Below are 6,670 nucleotides of genomic sequence, written 5' to 3' on the forward strand. Positions count from 1 at the left end.
TATACAAATTAAAGTAAAAATTATTTGTTTTAATAATAATATTTTAAAAGAGGCTGATGATGCCTCTTTTATTTTTATAAAAATTTTTTTGAAAAATTATTGACTTTAAAAAAAAGTGGGGTATACTATTGTTAGCAAAAAGAAAACGATATATACAATTTAATAACATTTTTAGGAGGGACAATTATGTCAAAATTAGATGAAATCACAAGAGAATCTTGGATTTTAGGAACATTTCCTGAATGGGGAACTTGGTTAAATGAGGAAATAGCCGAAACAGTAGTAAAACCAAAAACTGTAGCAATGTGGTGGCTTGGAAATATGGGACTTTGGATAAAAACAGAAGGAAATGCAAATATTGCAATGGATATCTGGGTAGCAACAGGTAAAAGAAGTCAAAAAAATAAATTAATGAAACCTAAGCATCAACATCAAAGAGCAGTCGGATGTGTAGCTTTACAGCCAAACTTAAGACTTACGCCTTGTGTTATAGATCCTTTTGCAATAGAAGGTCTTGATGCATTGCTTGCAACACATTCACACAGTGACCATATAGATGTAAATGTTGCAGCGGCAGTTGTAAAAAATTGTCCGGAAGCAAAATTCGTAGGACCAAAAACATGTATTGAAATTTGGAGAAAATGGGGAGTGCCTGAAGATAGACTGGTACAAGTAAAACCAGGAGATGAAATTACAATAAAAGATGCAAAAATAAAAGCATTAGAATCATTTGACAGAACTATGCTTTTAACAGTTGCTGAAGATATAACATTAAAAGGAAATTTACCGCCTGATATGGATGAAATGGCAGTAAACTATTTAGTTGAAACAACTGGTGGAAATATTTACAACGCAGGAGATTCACACCATTCAAACTATTTTGTAAAACATGGAAATGAAAATAAAGTGGATGTGGCATTTGTAGGATATGGAGATAATCCAAGAGGAATGACAGATAAATTGACTTCTTCAGATGTGCTAAGAGTAGCTGAAGAATTGAAAACACAAGTTGTTATACCGCTTCATCATGATATTTGGTCTAACTTTATGGCAGATCCAAAAGAAATAACATTATTGTGGAATTATAGAAAAGACAGAATGAAGTATGAATTTAAGCCATATATATGGCAGCCTGGAGGGAAATTTGTATTCCCTGATAATAAAGATGACATGGAATATATGTACAGAAGAGGATTTGAAGACGCATTTACAATAGAACCTGATTTGCCATTTAAATCATTCTTATAGGAAATATACTGAAAAATATTTGATAAAATAAAATTATTAAAAAAATATATAAAGGAGAAAAATCATGAATTTATTAATGGCAATTGGAACGTGGTTTGGGCAAAATATTTTAACTAAGCCAGAATTTTTTGTAGGTTTACTGGTTTTTGTTGGATATTTGTTCTTAGGTAAAAAAATATACGAGGCAGTTGGAGGATTTATTAAGGCAACTGTAGGATACATGATATTGAATGTTGGTGCAGGAGGGCTGGTAACAACATTTAGACCAATACTAGCGGCATTAAAGACTAAATTTGAATTAAATGCGGCAGTTATAGATCCTTACTTTGGATTGCAGGCTGTGGATGAAGCAATAAAAAATATTATTGAACAGGATTCATCCAAATCTAATTTGGCGGCAGCAGTTATGATGGCACTTCTTATAGGATTTGTTATAAATATACTATTAGTGTTATTTAGAAAATTTACTAAAGTAAGAACATTGTTCATAACAGGGCATATTATGCAGCAACAGGCTTCTACAGCAGCTTGGATGATATTCTTCCTGTTCCCTCAGTTCCAAAATATAAAGGGAGTAATATTAATAGGAATTTTTGCAGGAATATATTGGGCAGTTGGATCAAACTTATCAGTAGAACCAACTCAAAGATTAACAGAAAATGCTGGATTTGCAATAGGGCATCAACAAATGTTTGCTATATGGGTAGCAGATAAATTGGCACCAAAAATAGGAAATCCTAAAAAGAAACTGGATGATTTGAAATTACCTAAATGGTTATCAATGCTCCACGATGATATTATTGCAACTGGACTTATAATGATAGTATTCTTTGGAATAATAATGTGGGTGCTAGGGCCTGAATTCTTTACTGCGAAATTTGGTAAATGTGTTATTGAAAATAATGTACAGACTTGTCCAGTTATAAATCCTAATGGTGTTGCAGCAGGGGCATTTGACCCTAAAAAACTTTCATTTGGTACTTATATTGTTTCAACAACATTATTATTTGCAGTATATTTAACAATTTTGAAAACAGGAGTTAGAATGTTCGTATCAGAATTGACAGTATCATTCCAAGGTATTTCAAATAAAATATTGCCTGGATCATTGCCTGCAGTAGATTGTGCGGCTTCTTATGGATTTGGATCGCCAAGTGCAGTATTATTCGGATTTTTAGTAGGAACAATAGCTCAATTTATTTCAATAGCAGGATTATTAATATTCAAATCACCTGTATTTATTATAACAGGATTCGTTCCAGTGTTCTTTGATAATGCAACTATTGCTGTGTATGCTGATAAACGTGGGGGAGCAAGAGCTGCATTCATATTATCAGCTGTATCAGGAGTATTGCAGGTACTATGCGGAGCTGTTGCGGTAGCTTTATTCCAATTAAAAGGTGGATGGCACGGAAATATAGACCAAAGTACAGTATGGCTAGCACAAGGATTTGTAATGAAATATTTAGGAGTAATTGGATATGTATTGGTAATTGCTACAATGCTAATAATTCCTCAAATTCAATATGCTAAATCTAAAAATAAAGAGCAATATTATGAAGGAACAGTAGATTTAGAAGAAGTTTAAAATTTTAAAAAATAAAAAAGTAAAAAAGAAAGAAGTGAATAATAATGATAAAAGTATTAGCAGTTTGCGGAAGCGGAATGGGAACAAGTATGATTATGAAGTTAAAAGTTGGAAAAGTTTTACAAAAATTGGGAGTACAGGCAGATGTAAATTCATGCAGTCTAGGAGAAGCTAAATCAGGACTTTCAAATTATGATTTAGTTCTTGCTTCAACTCATATCGCATCTGAATTAAAAGGTGGACCAAACACAAAAATAATAGGTCTTTTAAACTTACTTGATGAAAAAGAGCTTGAAAGTAAATTGACAGAAGCTGGAATAGCTTAAAAAATAGAAGTTGAAAGGAGATTTTTATGAATTTGCTGGATTCTTTGAAAGAAAATAATTCTGTTGTACTGCAACAGGAGGCAAATAATTGGGAAGAAGCAATAAAAGTATGTATGAAACCTCTTTTGGAAAGCAATTCAATAGAGGAAAAATACATAGAAAATATAATAAAAAGAACAAAGGAATTAGGGCCTTTCTATATATTGGCTCCAGGATTGGCAATGCCACATGAACGTCCTGAAATGGGAGTTAATAAAAATTCTTTCAGTCTTGTTACTTTGAAAAATCCTGTATCGTTTCCAGATGGGCAAGAAGTAGATATACTAATTGGACTGGCAGCTGAAAATGATGAAGTTCATGCAGGAGAAGCAATACCTCAAATTGTAATGCTTTTTGATGATGAAGATGTTTTTGAAAAAATAAGAGAGGCTAAAACATCACAAGATATTTATAACTTGATAGAAGAAAAAGCATAACATATAAAAAAACCACTTTAAATTGCTCAAACTCTTTCTTAAATAATTTTTTTAAGAGTTTGAGTATATTTTAAAAACGCATAAATTATGAAATGGAGGAAAAGTGATGGCAAAACCATTATTACAAGTTGCACTTGATCATTCGGATTTGAAAGGTGCGATAAAAGCGGCAGTATCAGTTGGGGAAGAAGTTGATGTAATAGAAGCTGGGACGGTTTGCTTGCTACAAGTTGGGAGCGAATTAGTTGAGGTATTAAGAAATTTATTTCCTGATAAAATAATAGTGGCAGATACAAAATGTGCAGACGCAGGGGGAACAGTTGCCAAAAATAATGCTGTGCGTGGAGCAGACTGGATGACTTGTATCTGTTCTGCAACAATCCCTACAATGAAAGCGGCTTTAAAAGCTATAAAGGAAGAGCGTGGAGAACGTGGGGAAATTCAAGTGGAACTATATGGTGACTGGACTTATGAACAAGCTCAGCTTTGGTTAGATGCGGGAATTAATCAGGCTATTTACCATCAAAGCAGAGATGCCTTGCTGGCTGGAGAAACTTGGGGAGAAAAGGACTTGAATAAAGTCAAAAAATTAATTGAAATGGGATTTAAAGTTTCTGTAACAGGTGGACTTAATACTGATACACTAAAATTATTTGAAGGTGTAGATGTGTTTACATTTATTGCAGGGCGTGGAATTACTGAAGCAGAAGATCCTGCAGCAGCTGCCAGAGCATTTAAAGCAGAAATTGATAAATATTGGAAATAGAGGAATAATATGAAAGATCTTAATAAATTAAATTTGGGAATATATGAAAAGGCTCTTCCTAAAGATATTGACTGGGTTGAAAGAATAAAACTTGTTAAAGAATGCGGATATGATTTTGTGGAAATTTCTATAGATGAAACTGATGAAAGGCTTGCAAGATTGGATTGGTCCGATGACGAAATAAACAAAATTCATAAGGCATTAATAGATAATGGAGTTAGAATACCGTCAATGTGCTTTAGCGGACATAGAAGATTTCCAATGGGAAGCATGGATGAAAAAACTAGGGAAAAGGCTATGGAGCTAATGCAAAAAGCAATAATTTTTGCAGATAAAATGGGAATTAGAACGATTCAAATGGCTGGATATGATGTTTATTATGAAAAAGGAAATGAGCAGACTAAAAAATATTTTACTGAAAATTTAAAAAAGGCAGTAGAATGGGCATCTTCGTACAACGTAACACTATCAATAGAAATTATGGATCATCCGTTTATCAATTCCATTACAAAATATATGGAATATGCGGATATAATTAAATCTCCATGGCTAAAGGTTTATCCAGATGTGGGAAATCTGACAGCATGGCCTGAAAATGACACGCTGAAGGAATTGGAATTAGGAATAAAAAATGGAGAAATAACAGGAATTCATTTAAAGGATACTTTAGCAGTGACTGAGACTTTTGAAGGTAAATTTAAGGAAGTTCCTTTTGGAGAAGGGTGTGTAGATTTTCCAAAAGTATTTAAAAAATTAAAAGAATTAAATTATAAAGGACCTTTTTTAATAGAAATGTGGACTGAAAAATCAGATAATCCAATTGAAGAAGTAAAAAAGGCAAAGCAATGGATGCTGGATAAAATGAAGGAAGGTGGATTTATCTAATGCTGGAAAAATTAAAGGAGCAAGTATTTAAGGCAAATTTAGAATTGCCAAAAAAAGGGCTGGTATTATTTACTTGGGGAAATGTGAGCGGAATTGACAGAGAAAAAAATTTGATTGTTATAAAACCTAGCGGTGTGGATTATGAAACAATGAAAGTAGAAGATATGGTAGTAGTTGATTTAGATGGAAATGTTGTAGAAGGTGATTTAAATCCTTCATCAGATACTCCTACACATATTGAACTTTATAAAAAGTTTCCTTCAATAGGCGGAATTGTTCATACTCATTCAACAAATGCTACAATTTGGGCTCAAAGCGGAAGAGATATTCCAGCATACGGGACAACAAATGCTGATTATTTCTATGGCTCAATACCTTGTACAAGAAAAATGACAAAAGAGGAAATCACAGGAGAATATGAAAAAGAAACAGGAACGGTAATTATAGAAACTTTTGAAAAAAGAAATCTAAATCCACAATATATTCCAGGAGTTCTTGTAAATAGTCACGGACCTTTTACATGGGGAAAAAATCCTGATGAAGCTGTTTATAATTCTGTTGTATTGGAGGAAGTGGCAAAAATGGCAATGTTTACTGAAATGGTAAACAAAGATATAAAGCCAATGCAACAGGAGTTACTAGATAAGCATTTCTTGAGAAAACACGGAGCTAATGCTTATTATGGACAAAAGAAAAAATAATTTATAGACCGCATTTGTTGTGTAGTAAAAAGTTTCAGCAGTTCACAAAATCATAAAATTATGATATTATATTTCTATATGAATAAATTGATAAGGTGAAAAAATGGCTGAAAATGACAGTATAAAAACTAACTCTAATCTTGTAGAAGCATTAGGGTATTATATAAAAAATAAAAGACTACAAAAAAATATAGGACTAAGAGAAATGGCAGAAATGCTAAAAATCAGTCCAGCTTATTTATCTAATCTGGAATCAGGCAAGCATAATATGACAAATCCTCTTCTACTTAAAAAAATTGCTAAAATATTAAAGATAGATCATCTGAAACTGTTTAAAATAATAGGGTATACAGATAAGGATATGTCAGATTTGAAGAAGGAGCTTACTAATGAGATAATAGAGGAATTTTCAGATATAAATATCGGAGAAATAGTTAGGAATCTAATGGATATGAATTCAGAAAAAATAGAGCTGGTCAAGCAGTATATAGAACTGCTAAATAAAAAATAGTTACCGCTTTTTGTAAAAATGAAGGGAGTTTCACATTTTAGGTGGTTGCTCCCTTTTTATATGGAGTTGATAAAAATAACTAATTTTTATCTTAATTTTTAAGCGAATTTACTATATAGTAAAACTGCTTTAAAACTAAACTCAAAAGGCTATGACTATTTTACTCAAA

At 32.3% G+C, this 6,670-nt stretch carries 8 protein-coding genes; all 8 read left to right on the forward strand.

Annotated features, from left to right (window positions below):
- Positions 1-186: 186 nt before the first annotated feature.
- Complete coding sequence (gene ulaG / locus Q0370_RS01245) at positions 187-1,248, forward strand: L-ascorbate 6-phosphate lactonase (RefSeq protein ID WP_299571013.1); 1,062 nt, start codon at positions 187-189, stop codon at positions 1,246-1,248.
- Between the two features lie 64 nt (positions 1,249-1,312).
- A complete protein-coding gene (locus Q0370_RS01250; protein ID WP_299571015.1) occupies positions 1,313-2,836 on the forward strand; it encodes a PTS ascorbate transporter subunit IIC in 1,524 nt (507 codons plus the stop codon).
- Between the two features lie 44 nt (positions 2,837-2,880).
- A complete protein-coding gene (locus Q0370_RS01255; RefSeq protein WP_021746590.1) occupies positions 2,881-3,162 on the forward strand; it encodes a PTS sugar transporter subunit IIB in 282 nt (93 codons plus the stop codon).
- A gap of 26 nt (positions 3,163-3,188) precedes the next feature.
- Positions 3,189-3,638: a PTS sugar transporter subunit IIA gene (locus tag Q0370_RS01260; RefSeq protein ID WP_299571022.1), complete on the forward strand. Its 450-nt coding sequence runs from the start codon at positions 3,189-3,191 to the stop codon at positions 3,636-3,638.
- A 106-nt stretch (positions 3,639-3,744) separates the two neighbouring features.
- Complete coding sequence (locus tag Q0370_RS01265; RefSeq protein ID WP_299571025.1) at positions 3,745-4,404, forward strand: 3-keto-L-gulonate-6-phosphate decarboxylase UlaD; 660 nt, start codon at positions 3,745-3,747, stop codon at positions 4,402-4,404.
- 9 nt (positions 4,405-4,413) lie between these two features.
- Positions 4,414-5,289 (forward strand): L-ribulose-5-phosphate 3-epimerase, encoded by an 876-nt coding sequence (locus Q0370_RS01270; RefSeq protein ID WP_299571027.1) that lies wholly within the window; start codon positions 4,414-4,416, stop codon positions 5,287-5,289.
- The gene (araD, locus tag Q0370_RS01275) at positions 5,289-5,990 is read left to right on the forward strand and encodes an L-ribulose-5-phosphate 4-epimerase (RefSeq protein WP_021744462.1); all 702 of its coding nucleotides are present in this window, start codon (positions 5,289-5,291) and stop codon (positions 5,988-5,990) included. Before Q0370_RS01270 ends, araD begins: the two co-directional genes overlap by 1 nt.
- Positions 5,991-6,093: 103 nt before the next feature.
- Positions 6,094-6,501: a helix-turn-helix domain-containing protein gene (locus tag Q0370_RS01280; RefSeq protein WP_021744463.1), complete on the forward strand. Its 408-nt coding sequence runs from the start codon at positions 6,094-6,096 to the stop codon at positions 6,499-6,501.
- Positions 6,502-6,670: the final 169 nt, after the last annotated feature.

The organism is uncultured Leptotrichia sp. (assembly GCF_938036635.1).
GTDB lineage: Bacteria > Fusobacteriota > Fusobacteriia > Fusobacteriales > Leptotrichiaceae > Leptotrichia > Leptotrichia hongkongensis.

Bases quoted from the DNA above. Each gene is read 5' to 3' on its own strand.
- ulaG (WP_299571013.1), top strand. From the start codon at position 187: ATGTCAAAATTAGATGAAATCACAAGAGAATCTTGGATTTTAGGAACA.
- Q0370_RS01250 (WP_299571015.1), top strand. From the start codon at position 1,313: ATGAATTTATTAATGGCAATTGGAACGTGGTTTGGGCAAAATATTTTA.
- Q0370_RS01255 (WP_021746590.1), top strand. From the start codon at position 2,881: ATGATAAAAGTATTAGCAGTTTGCGGAAGCGGAATGGGAACAAGTATG.
- Q0370_RS01260 (WP_299571022.1), top strand. From the start codon at position 3,189: ATGAATTTGCTGGATTCTTTGAAAGAAAATAATTCTGTTGTACTGCAA.
- Q0370_RS01265 (WP_299571025.1), top strand. From the start codon at position 3,745: ATGGCAAAACCATTATTACAAGTTGCACTTGATCATTCGGATTTGAAA.
- Q0370_RS01270 (WP_299571027.1), top strand. From the start codon at position 4,414: ATGAAAGATCTTAATAAATTAAATTTGGGAATATATGAAAAGGCTCTT.
- araD (WP_021744462.1), top strand. From the start codon at position 5,289: ATGCTGGAAAAATTAAAGGAGCAAGTATTTAAGGCAAATTTAGAATTG.
- Q0370_RS01280 (WP_021744463.1), top strand. From the start codon at position 6,094: ATGGCTGAAAATGACAGTATAAAAACTAACTCTAATCTTGTAGAAGCA.